This window comes from Bacillus sp. RC251, from assembly GCF_044908765.1.
In the GTDB taxonomy this organism is placed as follows: Bacteria; Bacillota; Bacilli; order Bacillales; family Bacillaceae_G; genus Bacillus_A; species Bacillus_A wiedmannii.
On the sequence record NZ_JBIYDP010000016.1, the window covers coordinates 41,493 to 60,155 of the forward strand.

Annotated in this window: 20 protein-coding genes; 7 read left to right on the plus strand and 13 right to left on the minus strand. The window is 35.7% G+C overall.

Annotated elements, in window-relative coordinates; genetic code table 11:
- Positions 1–3 precede the first annotated feature (3 nt).
- Entirely contained in the window at positions 4–615 is a 612-nt protein-coding gene (locus ABH961_RS27235; protein ID WP_000100745.1) for a manganese efflux pump, read from the minus strand.
- A gap of 130 nt (positions 616–745) precedes the next feature.
- On the opposite strand from ABH961_RS27235, the gene ABH961_RS27240 reads away from it, so the two are divergent.
- On the plus strand, positions 746–1,399 hold the full coding sequence (locus ABH961_RS27240; protein ID WP_098079800.1) for a DUF1232 domain-containing protein: 654 nt from the start codon (positions 746–748) through the stop codon (positions 1,397–1,399).
- Between the two features lie 99 nt (positions 1,400–1,498).
- Here ABH961_RS27240 and ABH961_RS27245 read toward each other — a convergent pair whose 3' ends face one another.
- The 3 genes from ABH961_RS27245 to ABH961_RS27255 all read right to left on the minus strand — a co-directional run bounded on the left by ABH961_RS27245 (position 1,499) and on the right by ABH961_RS27255 (position 4,657).
- Positions 1,499–2,821: an acetylornithine deacetylase gene (locus ABH961_RS27245; protein WP_141520052.1), complete on the minus strand. Its 1,323-nt coding sequence runs from the start codon at positions 2,819–2,821 to the stop codon at positions 1,499–1,501.
- Positions 2,822–2,881: 60 nt separating this feature from the next.
- Positions 2,882–4,303, minus strand: coding sequence for an amino acid permease (locus ABH961_RS27250; RefSeq protein WP_098079804.1), 1,422 nt, complete (start codon positions 4,301–4,303; stop codon positions 2,882–2,884).
- Positions 4,304–4,402: 99 nt separating this feature from the next.
- The gene (locus tag ABH961_RS27255; protein ID WP_000784766.1) at positions 4,403–4,657 is read right to left on the minus strand and encodes a biotin/lipoyl-containing protein; all 255 of its coding nucleotides are present in this window, start codon (positions 4,655–4,657) and stop codon (positions 4,403–4,405) included.
- Positions 4,658–4,931: 274 nt separating this feature from the next.
- On the opposite strand from ABH961_RS27255, the gene ABH961_RS27260 reads away from it, so the two are divergent.
- Together ABH961_RS27260 and ABH961_RS27265 are read left to right on the plus strand one after the other, a co-directional pair.
- A complete protein-coding gene (locus ABH961_RS27260) occupies positions 4,932–6,335 on the plus strand; it encodes a sigma-54 interaction domain-containing protein (protein ID WP_098079806.1) in 1,404 nt (467 codons plus the stop codon).
- Positions 6,336–6,492: 157 nt separating this feature from the next.
- Complete coding sequence (locus ABH961_RS27265; protein WP_048542120.1) at positions 6,493–6,690, plus strand: hypothetical protein; 198 nt, start codon at positions 6,493–6,495, stop codon at positions 6,688–6,690.
- Between the two features lie 53 nt (positions 6,691–6,743).
- Here ABH961_RS27265 and truA read toward each other — a convergent pair whose 3' ends face one another.
- The 6 genes from truA to ABH961_RS27295 form a co-directional block, all read right to left on the minus strand.
- Positions 6,744–7,481 (minus strand): tRNA pseudouridine(38-40) synthase TruA, encoded by a 738-nt coding sequence (gene truA, locus ABH961_RS27270; protein WP_048542121.1) that lies wholly within the window; start codon positions 7,479–7,481, stop codon positions 6,744–6,746.
- A 56-nt stretch (positions 7,482–7,537) separates the two neighbouring features.
- On the minus strand, positions 7,538–8,917 hold the full coding sequence (gene rlmD / locus ABH961_RS27275; RefSeq protein WP_000615214.1) for a 23S rRNA (uracil(1939)-C(5))-methyltransferase RlmD: 1,380 nt from the start codon (positions 8,915–8,917) through the stop codon (positions 7,538–7,540).
- A gap of 10 nt (positions 8,918–8,927) precedes the next feature.
- A complete protein-coding gene (locus ABH961_RS27280) occupies positions 8,928–9,791 on the minus strand; it encodes a DNA-3-methyladenine glycosylase family protein (protein WP_000269433.1) in 864 nt (287 codons plus the stop codon).
- A gap of 59 nt (positions 9,792–9,850) precedes the next feature.
- Positions 9,851–10,633 (minus strand): delta-lactam-biosynthetic de-N-acetylase, encoded by a 783-nt coding sequence (gene pdaA, locus ABH961_RS27285; protein WP_000875960.1) that lies wholly within the window; start codon positions 10,631–10,633, stop codon positions 9,851–9,853.
- 126 nt (positions 10,634–10,759) lie between these two features.
- Positions 10,760–12,280 carry a class I fumarate hydratase gene (gene fumA, locus ABH961_RS27290; RefSeq protein ID WP_404520425.1) on the minus strand — a complete coding sequence of 507 codons (1,521 nt, stop codon included), beginning with the start codon at positions 12,278–12,280 and terminating at the stop codon, positions 10,760–10,762.
- 206 nt (positions 12,281–12,486) lie between these two features.
- Positions 12,487–12,669 (minus strand): SE1561 family protein, encoded by a 183-nt coding sequence (locus tag ABH961_RS27295; RefSeq protein ID WP_000513547.1) that lies wholly within the window; start codon positions 12,667–12,669, stop codon positions 12,487–12,489.
- 213 nt (positions 12,670–12,882) lie between these two features.
- Between ABH961_RS27295 and yfkAB the strand changes: the two genes are divergently transcribed.
- Positions 12,883–14,010, plus strand: a complete 1,128-nt coding sequence (yfkAB, locus tag ABH961_RS27300; RefSeq protein WP_000156029.1) for a radical SAM/CxCxxxxC motif protein YfkAB — start codon at positions 12,883–12,885, stop codon at positions 14,008–14,010.
- Between the two features lie 118 nt (positions 14,011–14,128).
- On the opposite strand, the gene ABH961_RS27305 is transcribed toward yfkAB, so the two are convergent.
- The gene (locus ABH961_RS27305; protein WP_033662157.1) at positions 14,129–14,926 is read right to left on the minus strand and encodes a YfkD famly protein; all 798 of its coding nucleotides are present in this window, start codon (positions 14,924–14,926) and stop codon (positions 14,129–14,131) included.
- Between the two features lie 81 nt (positions 14,927–15,007).
- Positions 15,008–16,063 carry a calcium/proton exchanger gene (gene cax / locus ABH961_RS27310; protein WP_000482128.1) on the minus strand — a complete coding sequence of 352 codons (1,056 nt, stop codon included), beginning with the start codon at positions 16,061–16,063 and terminating at the stop codon, positions 15,008–15,010.
- Positions 16,064–16,242: 179 nt separating this feature from the next.
- On the opposite strand from cax, the gene ABH961_RS27315 reads away from it, so the two are divergent.
- The 3 genes from ABH961_RS27315 to ABH961_RS27325 all read left to right on the plus strand — a co-directional run bounded on the left by ABH961_RS27315 (position 16,243) and on the right by ABH961_RS27325 (position 17,698).
- The gene (locus ABH961_RS27315) at positions 16,243–16,659 is read left to right on the plus strand and encodes a pyridoxamine 5'-phosphate oxidase family protein (protein WP_000550224.1); all 417 of its coding nucleotides are present in this window, start codon (positions 16,243–16,245) and stop codon (positions 16,657–16,659) included.
- A 307-nt stretch (positions 16,660–16,966) separates the two neighbouring features.
- Complete coding sequence (locus tag ABH961_RS27320; RefSeq protein ID WP_000817786.1) at positions 16,967–17,113, plus strand: BH0509 family protein; 147 nt, start codon at positions 16,967–16,969, stop codon at positions 17,111–17,113.
- Positions 17,114–17,269: 156 nt separating this feature from the next.
- Positions 17,270–17,698, plus strand: coding sequence for an EamA family transporter (locus ABH961_RS27325; protein ID WP_000100305.1), 429 nt, complete (start codon positions 17,270–17,272; stop codon positions 17,696–17,698).
- 11 nt (positions 17,699–17,709) lie between these two features.
- Here the strand turns inward: ABH961_RS27325 and ABH961_RS27330 are convergent, their stop codons facing one another.
- Positions 17,710–18,303, minus strand: coding sequence for a DedA family protein (locus tag ABH961_RS27330; protein ID WP_048542134.1), 594 nt, complete (start codon positions 18,301–18,303; stop codon positions 17,710–17,712).
- Between the last annotated feature and the right edge of the window lie 360 nt (positions 18,304–18,663).

The window sequence follows — 18,663 nt, forward strand, 5'->3', positions numbered from 1 at the left end:
TCCTTACAACAACTGATCGATCCCAATAAGAATTAATAACACTCCTGCGATAACAGTAGCCCATTTCCCTAAGTATTCTGCTAAAAATCGTTTTCCTACATAAGCAAAACCACTAATACAAATAAAACTAAACACCCCAGAAATAGTTGCTGTAAGCCACAGATTCAAGTTTGTTACCCCAGCGTCAAATCCACCTGCAATATTATTAATAGACAACGCAACCCCTAAAACAATTGCTTCTGAAAAACTAATTGTTTTAGAACCATCAAAATCTGCTTTTTCTGGATCACGTAAAATGCCCATAAGTACATTACCATCTTTAGAACCTACAGTATTTCTTTGCCCCAAGAAAGGCTGGCACAAAATAAACACACCGATTATACCTAAAACGATTGCTCCAATTAGGTTTGCAGTAAACTCTGAAATAAATAACGCTATCCAGTTCCCAAAAAAGCCAGCTAATAAAGTAAATAAAAAACCAAAAAATGCGATGATAAAATTGTTAAGCCACGAAATTCGAATTTTACGAATGCCATATGCAATCCCAACACCTGCATTATCTAAATTAGAAGCAATACCGATTAAAAAAATTGAAAATAGACCTGCCGTACTCATAAACAGCCACCCCTTTTTCTCACTTTTCAATGCATATTATGAAAATGTTGAGCAACTGTGCCTGTCTGTTTCATATACATGTAAGAAATGCTCAACATTTTTTCAACAATAAAAAAGGAGTGCCTTCACTATGCCTAAAGAAAACCCAAATGAGCGGCTTAGTACATTAATAAAAAAACTTTTAAAAGAACGTGCCTTATCCATGCGTCAATTAGGAATGCATACAAATATTGATCCCGCAACAATCTCAAGAATTATGAATGGTAAACAACCGCCAAAACAAAAACATCTACAAAAATTTGCAGAATGTTTGCAAGTTCCACCCCAATTGTTATTTGATGAAATGTATCCTGATTCTCCTCACATTAATAAAGAAAAGACGGATATGTACACATCTCTTGATACAATTCAGCAAACGCTGCAATCCTCTAACTTATTCGATTTTGACTATACAACAACTCGCGTAAAACAAGAACTTGAAAACTATGAACGCTATGCTCAGACAACAGAAGGTGAAAAACGTATTCATGAAAGTTTCGCGAGTAAATTAGAACAAATTGATAGCGCTGGTCCTTTTATTGAACAATTAACCGATATGTATCAACAATTTTGCAATGAAACTATCTCAAAAGAAGAGCGTGCAGTTCTTGGAAGCGCATTACTGTATTTCATTTTATCGACAGATATTATTCCCGACTATCTCTTTCCAATTGGCTATTTAGATGATGCAATTGCTGTTGAATTAGCGAAAGAAAAATTAATCGAACTAAAACGAAAAACATAGAAAAATAAAGAACTATTTCAGTTGTTTCTGTTCAACTCTGAAATAGTTCACTAAAAAATCGTACAAGTATACATACCTGTACGATTTCAACACACTAATCTATTTTTTCGTGTGACACCATTCATATATAAATGCTGTTATTACTTTTGTAAATTCAATTAACTGTTCTACTTCAACTTTCTCATTTATTGAATGAGCTTCTTCTAATGTACCTGGTCCGTAAATAACAGCTGGAATATGAAATTCACTAAACCAACCACCATCCGTTACCGTTGCAGACATATCTAAAATTGCATTTTTAGATAGAATTGATTCGTGTACTGAGCTAAGAGTTTTTACTGCTTCATGTTCACTATCTACTTCTAAAGAAGGGAAAATTTCGCCACGATCCACAATCATTGATTCTCCGCCCCACTTAAATTGTGGTGGATTTTCACTTAACCATGGATCGGCAGCCGCTACTTTCTCAATATACTCTTCAATTTCTTTTATTATTTGTTCATGTGTTTCATTCGGATAGAAGTGCACCGTTATCCATAACCGGCACTCATCCGCAATAAATGCTGCATGCCGTCCGCCTTCAATAACAGCTGGGTTAATTGTTGTTGTTCCAGATGGATAACCTTCATATGTTTTCATAACTGCCCAATGACGCTCTAATTCTTGTAAACTTTGCACAATTTTCATCATTTTTTCAATCGCACTCGCTCCGAATAAGCGTCCTCCAGCATGAATCATTTGCCTGCGTGTTGCATCATGAAACGTCTGGGGGCTTTTCACAGTAATCCATCCAGTAATTACGCCGCCCTGTCCTTGCATATGTAAATCACTTGTATCCACTACGACTGCAAAATCAGCATCATAACCTTTTTTGCAGCATTGAAGTGTACCTGCTTCTCCAACTTCTTCCCCAATTACTGATTGAAAGATTAAATCTCCAGGTAATTCAATGCCAGCTTCTTGTAACAGTTGAATAGCAAATAGTGCTCCAGCCAGTCCTCCTTTCATATCCGCCGCACCACGTCCAACTAACCAACCATCTTTTATAAATGGCTCAAACGGATTGGTTTCCCACGCTTCATCTACCGATACTTCTGCTACATCCACATGTCCATTAATAATAAGACTTTTATGTGTGTCACTTTCTAGCCCTTTTCTCACCCCAACAACGTTCGGGTCATTCGGATATACATCCCATTTATCAACACTAAAATTTCGTTTTTTTAGAAAATCTGCAACAAATTCTTGCGCCTCATTTGTATTTCTCGCCGGAGGTGCTGGTGTTTCAAAACGAATTAAAGTCTTTGTAAGCTCTAGTAACTCATCTTTTCGTAAATCAATCTGTTCTAATAGCTGTGAAACTTCTTGATTCATCGCTAGTTCCCCTTTGCATACATAGTATGTTTCCAGCTTTATTGTCACAAAAAAAGAGACTGTTTACAATTTTACAGTCTCTTTTTTTAGCATAAGTTTCTAATAGATTTACAAACTTTCTGCCTCTGTTGTATTCGTTTTTTCAATATGTTCTACCTTACGTGCCTTATTTCTTGTCGCACGGTAAAACAGTAAACAAATAATCATAAATGGAATACCACAATACAACGCCATTCTTTGTTCTGGAATAAAAGCCATACCAACAATTACTGTTACATTTAATACTAACGCAAGCAGTGGTACGAATGGATACAGCGGTGTTTTAAATTTCAAGTCCTTCACATCCCCGCCCTGCTTAATGTATGACCTTCTAGCCAATAAGTTAGATAGAGCAATAGATGCCCAAACTAATATCGCCCCAAACCCGGCAATAGAAAGTAGCCATAAATAAACTGTATCTTCCGCATAAATACCTGATAGTAATGAAAGGCAACCTACAATTGTACTTACAATCAATGCATAAATAGGAACACCATTTTTAGATAACTTACCGAAAATTGGACTAATCATGCCTTGGTTAGACATAGACCATAGCATACGAGAAGTTGCATATAATCCTGAATTCGCAACGGATAGAACCGCTGTAATAATAACGAAATTTATAATATCGGCTGCATAAGGAATGCCAATTTTATCAAATACAACTACGAATGGACTTTCTATCACTCCTGCTTGCTGCCAAGGGAATAAGCCTGCAAGAATGAAAATAGATAATACAAAGAACACAAGTATACGCCAAACTGTATTATTAATTGCCTTCGGGATCGTTTTCTCTGGATTTTCACTCTCTCCAGCTGCAATACCAACTAGTTCCGTTCCTTGGAAGGAAAAATTAACTGCAATCATCGTAATTAAAATGGCTGATAATCCATTTGGAAACAACCCACCATAATCAGTAAAGCTAGAGAACATCGGTGCGGGTTCGTTTCCTTTCATATCTAGAAAACCAAACATTGCTGCCCCGCCTAAAATAATAAATGCAATGATTGTAATTACTTTAATACTTGCAAACCAAAATTCAACTTCTGCAAAACTTCTTGAAGATAACGCATTGATAGCAAAAAGAAGCACCGCAAACACTACACACCAAATCCATGACGGTACATCAGGAAACCATCGTTTCATTAAAATACTAACTGCAATCAGTTCAATACCTATCGTAGCAGACCAGTTTAGCCACGACATCCAGCCGACTACATAACCCGCTGCAGGGGAAATGTGCTTTGTAGCATACGTTTGATAAGATCCTGCGTCAGGCATCGCAACAGCTAACTCTCCAAGACAGAGCATCGTTAAATACATAACAAATCCTCCAACAAGATACGCTACAATCGCTCCTCCAGGCCCAGCTTCATGAATTGTATACCCAGATCCTAAAAAAAGACCGGTACCAATAACTCCTCCAAGTGCAATCATAAAGATGTGCCTGCTTTTCAATTCCCTTTTTAACCCTTGGTTTTGATCCATCATATAAATCCCCCCTTTTCACTTTGGAAACCCATTTCATGTAAGCGTTTTTAAAAATGTTCATAATAAGAATAATTATTGAAAAGAGCAAAATACATAGTATCAATCACTACCTGTTATTAAAAGATCATCCCTCACTGTTATTAATAACTTTTTATCAGCGATAGCTTGTCCTTCTACTACTTCTAATGATTCGATATATCCACTGATTCCTACTTTAATTTCTACTTTCTGTTTATCTATTGTTTCAATTAACGCTAATTTCTCCCACTCGTATACGTAAGAACTTTCCGTAACAAATAACTTCTCTACTTTCCCGTAACAAGGACTATACACGCCTTCTATAACCATCTTCACTTTATAAACTCCTCCTTCTTATTAATCGGTACTGAAACGTTGCATATCCCTCCTTTAGAGATTTCAACTATTATTTATGCAAAATGCGTACCAATCTCCAATTCCTATTTAAAATGAAGGTTTCTCAAAAAAAAATCTTCATAACCGCAAAATTTTTCTATCATTTGAGAAGTTTTAAAAGGAAAATAGCAAAAAAATTTTGCGATTTTATAAGAATTTTAATAAAATTATAAAAAGTCAGTCTTCATAGGGTGAAATGAGGAGAAGATAATCTATGCGTACAGAAGAAATTAATTTTAAACAGATCATTGAAATGAATATGCTATATGAAACTTTACTCAATGAGCTCGATATCGGGATTCATATTATTAATGAGGAAAGTAAAACGATTATCTATAACCGCAAAATGATGGAAATTGAATCAATGGAACGCTCAGATGTGCTATATAAAAGTCCTTTAGAAGTATTCGCATTTGAAGAAAATAAAAATAGTACTCTTATAGAGGCATTAAAATTGGGAAAAACAAACAAAGATATAAAGCAAACGTATTTTAACAATAAAGGGCAAGAAATTACAACGATTAACAATACTTTCCCTATAATAGAAAACGGAAAAATTAAAGGCGCTATTGAAATTTCAACAGAGATTAGCCATTTCAAACAAACGATGAAAACGAGCCTTTCTCGAAAACAAAATAATAAATTTACCTTTGATCACATAATCGGTGATTCTAATGCTCTTCAATCTGTCATTACAGAAGCAAAGAGAGTAATTCGTACATCCTCATCCATACTTCTCGTAGGAGAAACAGGGACCGGTAAAGAACTATTTGCACAAAGTATCCATAATGAAAGTCAACGTTCAACAAAACCATTTATTTCACAAAACTGTGCAGCTATACCTGATACACTCATGGAAAGTTTATTATTTGGTACGAACCGAGGTGCATTTACAGGAGCTATCGATAAAGCTGGTTTATTTGAAGAAGCAAATGGAGGAACTTTGTTATTAGATGAGATCAACTCATTAAGTCCAGCACTTCAAGCGAAGTTACTACGAGCTATACAAGAAAAAACAATACGAAGAATCGGAGGCACACAAGAAAAAGAAATTGATGTTCGTATTATAGCAACTATTAATGAAGATCCTCTTGAAGCTATTACACACAACCGATTACGGGAAGACTTATATTACCGATTAAGCGTCGTTACTTTATGTCTCCCGCCTTTACGTGAACGAAAAGAAGATATTCCTGATCTTGTGCAGCACTTTATTGAAAAGTACAACATTCAATTTGGACTTGGCGTAACGGATCTAGATGTACATGTAAGAGAATTTTTGTATGCATATGATTGGCCTGGAAACGTACGAGAATTGGAACATATCATTGAAGGTTCGATGAATTTAGTTGAAGATGAAAATATCATTACAGCGTTTCATCTTCCCACTCGCTTTCGTGAACAAATAAAAAAAGAATTCAATATGCAACCTTCCCTAACTAATAACGAGGATGATGCACCTAAAACGTTAAAGCACACAATAGAGACAATGGAGAAGAACTACATCAATCAAATTCTGACAGAGTATCACGGTAATATCTCACAGGCTGCAAAGTTTTTAGGATTAAGTAGGCAAAACTTACAATATCGAATTAAAAAATTGCATTTACACATATGAAATGAAGTGAAGCTTTAATCTGTGGAGGTTTTGTCCCCCCCCACCAATTGGACTTTTATTGCCTGTTAATGCAGCATAAATCTGCTTCCAAGTGTAAATATAAATTGGAAAAATACGCTACAATAAACATATAACATACTAGAAAGGAACGATATATATGAGTAATGATAACAAATTAAAGTTATTACAATACTTAGCCTTCTTCCCTACCATTGTATGTATGATGTTACTAGTTGATATGAATGCTTATCCTTATGCAAAACTATTAGCAACAATTAGCGGCTCCTTTGCAGCTATTATACTTGCTGCTTTTTGGAATTTGAAGATACGTATGAAGAAAGAAAAATCTTCTTAATACCAAAACAATAAAAAAATCGAGCTTACACAGCTCGATTTTTTTATTGTTTATTAAAATTCAACATTCTCCAAATACAAACCACTCGCCTCAGCAAGACAATTAATTTGATTACGTTGTTTTTCCTCTAAAATATTTGGGATTGCGTCCGCATCTAATTGCCCTAATCCAACTTCAATTAATGCTCCAACAATTTTTCGTACCATGTTATGAAGGAACCCGTTACCACTTACTCTAATTTGTACAAATCCTGCTTCTTCCATCACTTCAAGTGTATATACTTCTCGAACCATAGACTTTTTCTTTGATTTCGCATTTGAAAAAGCAGTAAAGTCATGTGAACCAACTAAATGTTTCGCAGCTTCTTTCATGCTTTTCACATTTAATTTTTTATTCACATGCATGCTGTATTTACGCATAAATGGATTTGTATGCTCTTCATTCCAAATTTTATAAAGATATGTTTTTGCTTTAGAATTATAACGAGCATGGAATCGATCTTGTACTTCTTCTACATTCGTAATGCTAATATCGTTGGGTAAATGTTGATTTAAATATTTTTTCACTTTATGTTCCACTAACTTCTCATCACTTTGAAAGTTAGCAACTTGATTCAAAGCATGTACACCCGCATCTGTTCTACTACAACCGATAATTTCAATTTCTTTTCCGATCATTTCAGATATGACACTCTCGATTTTTCCTTGAATTGTATTATCGTTATTACCGAGACGTTGCCATCCTTTAAAACGTGCACCATCGTACTGAATCGTTAATTTATAATTATTCATTTTACTCTCCTTCATAGAAAATATTCCCTCATATCGTGAGGGAATATGAATAAACTTTACTTTCTAACAAGCTTCACTACATTTTCTACATGGGCTGTATGTGGGAACATATCAACTGGTTGTACATATTCCACTTCATAACTCTTCATTAATGCTTGCACATCACGTGCTAATGAAGAAGGATTACAAGATACGTAAACAACTTGTTTTGGTTTCACTTTTAAAATTGTTTCCAGTAATTTATCATCGCAACCTGTACGAGGTGGATCGACAACAATTACATCTGGACGCCATCCTTCTTTTACCCATTTCGGTAACCATTGTTCAGCTTTACCTGCTTCATATTTCGTATTTGTAAATCCGTGACGCTTCGCATTTTTTCTTGCATCTTCAATCGCTTCTGGAATTACATCCATACCACGTACTTCCGCTGCATCATTTGCAAGCCAAAGACCGATTGTACCAACACCACAATACGCATCTACAATTTTCTCATCGCCTGTTAAAGCAGCTGCTTTTTTCGCTTCATCGTATAAAACAACTGTTTGTTCTGGATTTAACTGGAAGAATGCACGTGCTGATAATTCAAATGATAAATCACCTAGTGTTTCTTGAATTACTTCTTTTCCAGCTAATTTAAATGTTTTATCACCGAAAATAACAGATGTTTTACGCCAGTTTACGTTTTGCATAATTGATTTAACAGCTGGCATCTGTTTTTGTACTTCTGCGATAAATTGATCTTTATTTGGTAATTCTTCTTTTGTTGTAATAAGTGTAACTTGTACTTCCCCTGTTTGAACTGCAGTACGTGTCACAATTGTGCGTACTAAACCTTTTTGTTTTTTCTCATTGTAAATAGAAACATTTAATTTTTCTAATATACGTCTTACAACTTTTGTCGCTTCATTCGTTGCTTTATGTTGAATCATACAGTGAGCAATATCAATTAACTGATGTGAATTTTGCTTATACAGCCCTGTAATAACCTTTTCGTCTTTACGTCCCACTTGTAATTGACTCTTATTACGATAATGCCATGGGTTTTCCATACCAAGCGTTGGACGAATTTTTTCTTCCAAACTGTTGTTCATATACTTCTCGAATGCTTGTACGACGATATCACGCTTTTGATTTAATTGTTCTTTATAATCTAAATGTTGCAGCTGACAACCGCCACACTCTTCATATACCGGACATGGTGCTTTCACACGATGTGGTGAAGCTTTACGAACTTTTTTCACTTTCGCTTCAGCGAAGCCACGCTGAATTTTCGTTGTTTCAGCAACAACTTCTTCTCCTGGTAATGCCCCTGGAATGAAAACAACTTGTCTCTTAAAATAACCAACGCCTTCTCCGTTAATCCCAAGACGTTTAATTGTCACAGGAAACGTTTGACCAACTTCCAACTTACTCTCATGTTGCTTTTGTATCATTATTACACCTCTACTCTATACTTTTCCATAAATATAACGCTGCATAACTGCAGTATGGTTCACACTCTTGTTTCACTTTTTCTAAAAATGCATCATCAGGTTTATCATCTAATTGAAATACACCTTGCACTGCACGCTGAATCCCAATGTCCGCTTTCGGAAACATATTTTTCCGTCCAAGCCCGAACATTAAAAAATTTTGCACTGTCCATGTACCAATCCCCCTAATTGGTAACAATTGTGCGGAAACCTCTTCATCCGCCCTGGTTTCTATACTCGCTAAATTTAATGTACCGCTGACAATACTTCGACCTAACCCTACTATATATTCAGCCTTTCGCTGACTAAACTTCTGCTCCCTCAATTCTTCTATTGAAATATTTGCTACTATTTCTGGAGTGGGGAAAAAGAATACACCGTTCTTCTCTGTTCCATATCGTTTCACAAACTGTTCTGTTAACACAGTAGCAAATTTCAAATTTATTTGTTGATGAATGATACAGCGAAGAAGACAAGCAAAATAATCAAACTCTAAAATAATTGGAGTATAAGCATATGTTTCAAATAGTGGACGTAATGATGTGTTTAAAAAATGATTTTGTATATCTTGAAACGGTTCATTCCAATGAAAAATGGCCCTCATTCGTTTCATGACTTTCTCTTGATCTCCTGCCTGACTAGAGATCCAAAACTGTGGATTTTGAACAGTACCAATCCCTTGCAAGCGAACAACAATCTGTTCCTCGTCTATACAAAGCGGGACATAAATGACTTTCTCATCTAATTGAATGACGTTAAGAGGATCAAAAGATAAACGTTTTAATACCTCTTCAAAATGATACGGATACTCTAACGTAACATGTTCGCTCCACATACGTTTCCCCATCCTTTTTACACATCATTATAGCATGAGAAAACCGCAAGCATACATGCTTACGGTTGATTGCTTTTTACTAAGTCATCTAGACTTTTAAAATGATACCCTTTCTCGCGCAAATCATCAATGATTTTCGCAAGTGCTTCTGCATTATCTTTTGATATTGCATGAAGTAATAAAACAGATCCTGGATGAATCATCGTCATTACATTATTATGTGCATATTGCCATCCTCTTTGCTCGTCCACTTTCCAATCCAAAAATGCAAGTGACCAAAACACATTATAATAGCCCATTTCTTTCGTAAGAGCCAACGTTCTTTCACTAAATACGCCGCGCGGCGGACGTACATATTTTACTTCTTTTTGCCCAGTTACTTTTTTTATCTCTTCCGTTACACTCGTTAATTCTTCACGAAGTTTCGCATCATTTACCGTTGTAAAATCAGGATGACTCCACGAATGATTTCCAATAATATGTCCTTCATTCTTCATTCTTAATAACAAATCTTTTTGTGTTTTAATATAATGACCCGTTACAAAGAAAGTTGCCGGTACTTTTTTCTCTTTTAATACATCTAAGATTTTCCCTGTGTATCCATTCTCGTACCCATTATCGAATGTTAAATAAATATCTTTTTTCTTTGTATCCCCTAAATAAAACCCACCATTTTTTTGTAGTAAATCTGTGTATAACTTTCCTGCATCTGGTACTGTTTCATTTTTAGGACGCGGGATTCCCCAGTTATGTGGAGTATTTGTATAAGCTAATGCTGAAACTGGAACAAGTGCCATCATAATTGAAAAAATGAGACCGATATATAACCATTTATATTTCATAAATAGTCTCCTTTCCATATATAATCGTACTTGTAGTTTCTGTTGCAGTGCATTCTTTCATGCTGAACATGTTTTTCTATATATACCAAAAAAATGCATCTCGAATCATTCGAGATGCATTTTTGTTTACTTAAATACTGGCTCTTTAAAGCTAGCTAATTTTTCAAGTGATGTTTTATCAACATCTGCATGTAAGCTATTACCATGAGAATCCATCGTTACAACTGCTTTAAATCCTTCGATACGTAAATGCCACATTGCCTCTGGAATACCAAATTGTAAGAAATCAACATCTTTTACTTCTTTAATACATTCGGCATAATATTGCGCTGCACCGCCAATTGCATTTAAATATACACCACCGTGCTCTTCTAAAGCCGCTAATGTTTTTGTCCCCATACCACCTTTTCCAATGACAGCGCGAATACCGAATTTCTTCATAATATCGCCTTGGTACGGTTCTTCACGAATACTTGTCGTTGGACCTGCCGCTTTAATTTGCCAGTTTTCATTTTCATCTTTCACGACAACTGGACCACAGTGATAAATAACTTGTCCTTTTAAATCTACTGGACAATCGTTATCCATTAAATGCTTATGGATTGCGTCACGACCTGTATACATCATGCCATTAATTGTTACAACATCACCAACGCGAAGTTCACGAATTTGCTCTTCTGTAATTGGTGCTTGTAATACAATCTCACGTTGCTCTGTTTTTTCTTGCGCTTCTTGCTGAAGTGTATCCTCACCTTCTTGATATAGCCAATCCATAATTTCACCTGTTTCAGGATGGATTGTTACGCCAAGGCGGCGATATGCCCAGCAATTATACGCAACAGATACATAGAAACTAGCTGGCAGACGATTATACACGCCAATTTTACAACCAAGTAAAGTTGTTTCTCCGCCAAATCCCATCGTACCAATGCCAAGCTTATTCGCATTTTCTAATACGTACTCTTCAAGTTTTTGTAACTCTGGTACTGGATTGACATCATCTAATGTACGGAATAATTGATTTTTTGCTAATTCGTAACCTGATGTGCGGTCTCCCCCGATACCAACACCAATTACACCTGCACTACAGCCTTGACCTTGCGCTTGATATACAGCATGAAGAAGGCATTTACGAATCCCTTCTAAATCACGGCCAGCGCGTCCAAGTCCTTCTAATTCACACGGTAAGCTATACTGAATATTTTTATTCTCACAGCCACCACCCTTTAGAATTAAGCGTGCATCAATATAATCTTTTTCCCATTGTTCAAACTTAATAACCGGTGTACCTGGTCCTAAATTATTTCCACTATTGTCTCCAAAAAGAGAATCAACAGAATTGGGACGAAGTTTACCATCTTTTGTCGCCCGCTCAAGCGCATTATAGATAGCTTTCTTCAACTTTAATTGATTCACACCAACTGGTGTATAAATTTTAAACGTTGGCATCCCTGTATCTTGGCAAATTGGCGAGATGTTATCATCAGCCATTTTAATATTATTCGTAATTGTGCCAAGTGCCATCGCAGAACGAGTCCCTGCATTTTCTCGTTCTTTCGCTTGTTGAATCGCACGACGAACATCTTTCGGTAAGTTCGTTGACGTTTCAACAATTAGTTGATACATGCTTTCTTGAAGCTTTTCCATTGTTACTTCCCCCTCAATTGTGAACGCTACCAAAACGTTATGAGCTGAAAATTCCATCGTTATGCTCTTCAGCTTTTTATTTGTTTCACGCTATTAAAGCATAAATGAAATTTTTCACAACTTGATTATACCTTTTTTTCTACCGTCCTTCTATTATCCATACAGAAAAAGGCTGCCAATTTTGCATTGGCAGCCTTTTTAATATATTATTCGTCTTTTTTAAATTGCTCACATTTTAATTCTAATTCATCTAACATCGCAAGAAGACGATCTACATCTTCTAACTCTACTTCTTCAGGTTCAATTGTATCAATTACTTCAATGAACATATTTAAACGTTCTTTTAAATATACTAGTTGTGAATCTTTATCTTCAATTGCTTTTCCCATGAAGGCACTCTCCTTTTAATTCGAGATGCTTTTATTATACCGCAAAAATGATTGCTATGGGCATGAAATTTCATCAATTTTGTCACAGTCATTCATTCAAATGTAAGCCCTCTCTCTTTTTTCACAAAAAAGTTTCACTTTATAAAAAGTACATATTCTTCTATTATAGAGAATGGACAAATTGTTATTTCAATAGTCAAAGGAGTATTTCATATGACGATATCACAAAAAATGAAGCCGATTACTCCTTCTTACGATCCATGGGAAGCGTATATGGACCTTGAAGAGTACGGCAAACTACTATTAACAAACGTTGAGTTTACAACGACAACGTTATGCAATATGCGTTGCGAGCATTGTGCTGTTGGTTACACATTACAACCGAAAGATCCAAATCCGCTTCCTATGGAACTTTTATTAAAACGATTAGATGAGATTCCTCATTTACGTTCTTTAAGTATTACTGGCGGAGAACCAATGCTTTCAAAGAAATCCGTCGACAACTATGTAACACCACTCTTAAAATACGCTCATGAACGAGGCGTTCGCACTCAAATCAACTCAAACTTAACTATAGATTTAGCACGTTACGAACAAATTATTCCTTATTTAGACGTATTGCATATATCTCATAACTGGGGAACAATTGATGACTTCGTTGAAGGTGGATTTGCAATGATGGAACGTAAACCTACTTATGAACAACGTGCAAAATTATTTGAACGAATGATTACAAATAGTAAAGCTCTATCAGATGCAGGTGTACTCGTATCAGCCGAAACGATGTTAAACAAAAGGACTCTACCACATATTGAACATATTCATCGTCAAATTGTCGAAGAGATGGGCTGTAAACGTCATGAAGTTCATCCAATGTATCCAAGTGACTTCGCGAGTAATCTAGAGATCTTAACAAAAGCTGAAATTCGCGATGCAATTGAGCATTTACTAGAAATTCGCGATGAAAATGTATGGATGTTATTTGGAACTTTACCTTTCTACGCTTGTAGCGATGACGAGCGAGACATCGCCACATTTAAGAAATTACAAGAGAGCAAAAATGTAACAGTTCGTAACGATCCAGATGGTCGTTCTCGTTTAAACGTCAACATTTTCGATGGAAATATTATTGTAACTGATTTCGGTGACGTTCCTCTTCTAGGTAACGTACAAACAAACACACTACAAGAAGCGTATGACAAATGGAGTGCTTCAAAAACAGCACAATCATTAAGCTGTCACTGTCCTGCAGTAAAATGCCTTGGACCAAATGTTCTTGTAAAAAATAGCTACTATCCGACAGAAGACTTCTTATCAAAAACAGCAAACATAACATTTTAAAGTTCAACTTTAATCAGTGGGGGTTTTGTTCATTCCCCACTGATTATTAGTTGAACCAATTGCCCACAAATAGCGGGATAAATAAAAACGTCAGCTTATAAGCTGACGTTTTTTCATATTATTGCGAGTGAGAAGAAGAAATGAATTTAAAATACAAATGATCGTGAATTGGAATAGCAGCTCCGATTCCTTGTGAGGTAATATTTTTTACTACAAGCCTCTTTTGATTTCCTTTTAACACAAGGTACACTTCTCCAAATGTTACTTTTCCTTTTTCATTTACTGCTGGTGTATAAGCGTATAAATATCCAAGTTGACTCGGACTAATATTATATACACGCTCATGTCCAGTACCATAACCAATGGTCGTTTTAAATGAAAGTGGCAATTGTACTTTTTCAAGTGCTTTGAGAAGCATCATTTTTTTCACATCCGCAGTATTTTTCATATCTGCTGTTAAATCACCTTCAACCGTCTTTTGCGTTTCTTGCTTATAGCGTAGCGGATATAAGCGATCTCCTCCGCGATTATCGTACACATTGCGATTTACTTGTTTATATTCCCAATTAATCGATGTATCAACCGATTCATAATTTAAAGCCCATTGACCTAAATAAATCTTCGCTCGGTACCCTACCGCAAGCGGCGCATTCGAAATTGTCGTTTCATTAAACATTCGAATTAAGTCCGGATTTTCAATTTTAATATTTGCTGTTTTCAATAGTTCTTGAGCAAACTTACTCGGTTGTAAGCGCGGCAAATCTTGCGCATCATTTGGAAACGTATTGTCTTTAGAAATATTTAAAACAGATGAAGGCATTTTTGTTTCTACCGTTGTCTTTGCAAAACTCATGTTAGGAAATAATAGAATAAACGAGACCATAGTTGAAAGACATATGCTGTATACTCGTTTCACCTGTCTGGCTCCTTCCTACGTAAAGGTATATATACTACTTTGTTTATTGTTTTCTCTCAATACAATTGTTATGCCTATTTTTCATAATAAATAAAAACCAATTCCCATAATGACATACGCCGCTAATAAAGTACCGCCTTCAAACCAATTTGTATCTCCATCATTTGAAATCGCAATCGTTAAGAAAACAGCTGTAATCATAGAAACAAGTTCTGGTATTGTAAATACTAAAGGCATCCTTTGTGCAAAGAACATAGAAAGCAGTACTAATACAGGAGCAACAAACATGGCAATTTGCAACGTAGAACCGACTGCAATTTCAACTGCAATATTTACTTTATTTTTATACGCCATAATAATTGCAGATGCATGTTCCGCTGCATTCCCAACAATTGCAACGATAATAACCCCTATAAATAACTCTGACCAACCAAATGACTTTGCAACTGTCTCAAATGTATGCACAAGCGCCTCTGACACATAAGCTACCGCAATTGTCGCTATTGCTAAAATGAGTAGCGCTTTACCTTTCGACCACTCTGGTTCTTCCTCATGAGCTACTTCATCCGTTTTATGTTGATATACACCACGATGCGTAACGAGCTTAAATAGTAGTGCAGCAAGGTACATAATAATCATAATGATAGAAACACCGATACTTAATTGATACGTCTTTCCAGCATCCATCTTCATTGAAAAAATCTCTGGAATAACAAAAGCTACTACTACCGCAAAGATTAATAAAGCTGAATTATGCCTTGCATCATATACATTAAAACTTTGTCTTTTGTATTTAAGCCCTCCTATAAAGAAGGATAGCCCTCCTACTAATAATAAATTCCCAAGTACAGAACCCGTTAAAGAGGCTAATACAACCTCAATTAATCCCGCCTGAAGTGCAAAAATCGAAATAATTAGTTCAACAGCATTACCAAAAGTAGCATTTAATAATCCGCCTATTCTAGGTCCAGAGACAATTGCCAAACTTTCTGTCGCTCTCCCCATAAAACCCGCTAAGGCGATAATAGTAATGCAATACACAGCGAACATAATTGTTTGAGGCCAATGAAGCATTTTTCCAAGTACAGAAAGTGGTACCCCGATCAGCGCTACTATAAGAAATATTTTATTAAACATGCTTTTCATCCTTCCATCGTATGTATTTCTCCTCGATATTATTATTATTCTTCTCCTAACTTGTCCGATTTCATCACAATTACGTTTAAAAAATCGGATTGAAGAAAACAGTATAAAAGATATTTAAATTATCTTGTTTAAACGGAGAAAACAATAAATTATGAACAGGGGTTAAAAGCATGCATTTAAAAGAAAAAATTGAAACTATTATTTGCGGTCAACGAACTGGTGTATTATCTACTGTACGTGAAAATAAACCTCATAGTACCTTTATGATGTTTTTCCACGAAGATTTTGTGTTATATGTTGCAACAGATCGGAAATCAAAAAAGATAACAGATATCGAAAACAATCCAAATGTACATGTACTACTTGGACGTGAAGGAAAAAAATTAGATGAAGATTATATTGAAGTTGAAGGCTTAGCTTCCATCGAGGAAGACTCCACATTAAAAAACAAGTTTTGGAATAATAGCTTAAAACGCTGGTTACTTGGTCCTGAAGACCCTAATTACGTATTAATAAAAATCAATCCCGACACAATTTATTACATCGATGGTGCTGGTACGACAGAGCCCGAGTTTTTACGACTATAAAATAAAGTGAAACTTTAATCAGTGGGGGTTTTCTTCATCCCCCACTGATTATTAGCCTTCACCAATCGGACTTTTATAGGCAGTTGATCCCCCACCTAAATTCTTTGCTTTCGCTGAATTTTGAGGTGGGGGTCTTACTGCCCATTAAAGCGGGATAAAACAAGCCCCCTTTAGGTGGGCTTGTTTTGTCGAAAAGTTCTTCTGAAAAAAACAATAAAATAGGTGGAACTTTCTAAAGATTCTGTTATATAATAGCAGTAACTTAAATAAACTGTATTAAAACAGATTGAGAGGAGAAATAAAATTGATGAAAAGAGAAGAACGCAAAAACATGATTGAGTTTATTGAAAAGAAAAAAGGGATTGAGCGTGATGAATTATTGTTTATGACAGACGATGAAGTAGAACATATTTATAATGTAACGTACTTTTTGTATGAGGAAATTGCAGAGTAGTATAATAATCCCCACCTTATTAGCAATATAAGGTGGGGATTATTTCGTTATTTATTTCGCTATTTGCGAGGCGGTAAAATCCCACTGATTAAAGTTTCACTTTATACATGAGAATGGTTTTCATGTATAATGATGTAAGATTGGAGGAATTTTACTATGAGTTCATGGCTCTTATTCGCACTATTATCAGCAATCGCTGCTGCCCTTGTATCTATTTTCGGAAAGATTGGTTTAGATGGAATCGATGCCAATGTTGCAACAACGGTTCGTTCTATTATTATGGCATTATTTATGGTGGGCGTTATTATTATCCAAGGTAAATTTCAAAATATCGGCGACGTACTGCTAAATAAAAAAGCACTGCTCTTTATCACATTAAGTGGGGTTGCAGGTGCTTCGTCATGGCTATTTTATTTTCTTGCCCTCAAAACAGGGAAAGTCTCACAAGTGGCTCCTATCGATAAATTAAGCGTCGTATTTTCTATCATCCTCGCGATGATTATACTCGGTGAAAAGTTAAACTTTATGACTGGCGTTGGTGTAGTCTTTATTACAGCTGGTGTATTATTTATTGCTTTCAGCTAAAAAAACCGCTATTAGCGGTTTTTCTTTTTCTTTATATAAAACCATACAATACATGTAACAAATACTGAAATGAATAAAATCCATACTCCGTAATGATGTAGGCTATACTCAACGAAACGCCACTTCTCTCCTAACTTCCAGCCAAGTCCAATAAAAACACTTATCCAAATAAGCGCACCACCGTAAGCGTACAAACAAAAACGCCAAAGTGTTAAATTCGACATCCCAGCAAAATATGCTGTTAAATGACGTACTCCCGGGATAAAGTAACCAATCATTAAAAGAAATGGTCCATATTTTTCAAATAAAATATGTGTTTTTTCAATGTGATGTTCTTTAATTCTAATCTTCGGCCCATATTTTTTTAAAACAGGGAGCCCAAGTTTTAAACCTAATATGTAGCTTAATGTAATACCTAACATCGCACCAGCCATCCCGCTTAAAAAAGCAGCAGTTCCTGACATAACTCCTTTAGAAACGTTATAACCAACGAAGGTCAATAAAAACTCGTCTGGTATCGGTAATCCAACAATTCCACCGGCCAACGCTATAATAATTCCAAAATACCCATAATGCGCGATTAACTCGCCAATATGTTGTTCCATTCGGAAAACACATCCTATGCACGATCGTTATTCCACATTGTGCCCTTTCTATCTTTCAGACAAACATGGTATACATATTCACTATACATTGTTTTTATAATGAACTCTACTTCTATCCATTCCTTTAGCAGGAAGAAAGTGAACCATTAATCAGTGGTGATTTGTTCATCCTCACTAATTTTTAGCACACACCAATTGTGTGCACGACTCCCTCCTACTTCCCTTGTATTCACCGCTTTTTGAAGTGCTAGTCTTACTACACGCAAATAGCGGGATTAAAAAATAAAAATTCATATGCTTGTTTTTTTGTTACAATAAAGGAAAGTTACTTTTCGCAACGGTTTAACTCTCAGGAAAAAT

Coding starts and splice junctions, on each gene's coding strand:
- ABH961_RS27235 (WP_000100745.1), bottom strand. CDS start 615: ATGAGTACGGCAGGTCTATTTTCAATTTTTTTAATCGGTATTGCTTCT.
- ABH961_RS27240 (WP_098079800.1), top strand. CDS start 746: ATGCCTAAAGAAAACCCAAATGAGCGGCTTAGTACATTAATAAAAAAA.
- ABH961_RS27250 (WP_098079804.1), bottom strand. CDS start 4,303: ATGATGGATCAAAACCAAGGGTTAAAAAGGGAATTGAAAAGCAGGCAC.
- ABH961_RS27260 (WP_098079806.1), top strand. CDS start 4,932: ATGCGTACAGAAGAAATTAATTTTAAACAGATCATTGAAATGAATATG.
- ABH961_RS27265 (WP_048542120.1), top strand. CDS start 6,493: ATGAGTAATGATAACAAATTAAAGTTATTACAATACTTAGCCTTCTTC.
- truA (WP_048542121.1), bottom strand. CDS start 7,481: ATGAATAATTATAAATTAACGATTCAGTACGATGGTGCACGTTTTAAA.
- rlmD (WP_000615214.1), bottom strand. CDS start 8,917: ATGATACAAAAGCAACATGAGAGTAAGTTGGAAGTTGGTCAAACGTTT.
- ABH961_RS27280 (WP_000269433.1), bottom strand. CDS start 9,791: ATGTGGAGCGAACATGTTACGTTAGAGTATCCGTATCATTTTGAAGAG.
- pdaA (WP_000875960.1), bottom strand. CDS start 10,633: ATGAAATATAAATGGTTATATATCGGTCTCATTTTTTCAATTATGATG.
- fumA (WP_404520425.1), bottom strand. CDS start 12,280: ATGGAAAAGCTTCAAGAAAGCATGTATCAACTAATTGTTGAAACGTCA.
- ABH961_RS27295 (WP_000513547.1), bottom strand. CDS start 12,669: ATGGGAAAAGCAATTGAAGATAAAGATTCACAACTAGTATATTTAAAA.
- yfkAB (WP_000156029.1), top strand. CDS start 12,883: ATGACGATATCACAAAAAATGAAGCCGATTACTCCTTCTTACGATCCA.
- cax (WP_000482128.1), bottom strand. CDS start 16,063: ATGTTTAATAAAATATTTCTTATAGTAGCGCTGATCGGGGTACCACTT.
- ABH961_RS27315 (WP_000550224.1), top strand. CDS start 16,243: ATGCATTTAAAAGAAAAAATTGAAACTATTATTTGCGGTCAACGAACT.
- ABH961_RS27320 (WP_000817786.1), top strand. CDS start 16,967: ATGAAAAGAGAAGAACGCAAAAACATGATTGAGTTTATTGAAAAGAAA.
- ABH961_RS27325 (WP_000100305.1), top strand. CDS start 17,270: ATGAGTTCATGGCTCTTATTCGCACTATTATCAGCAATCGCTGCTGCC.
- ABH961_RS27330 (WP_048542134.1), bottom strand. CDS start 18,303: ATGGAACAACATATTGGCGAGTTAATCGCGCATTATGGGTATTTTGGA.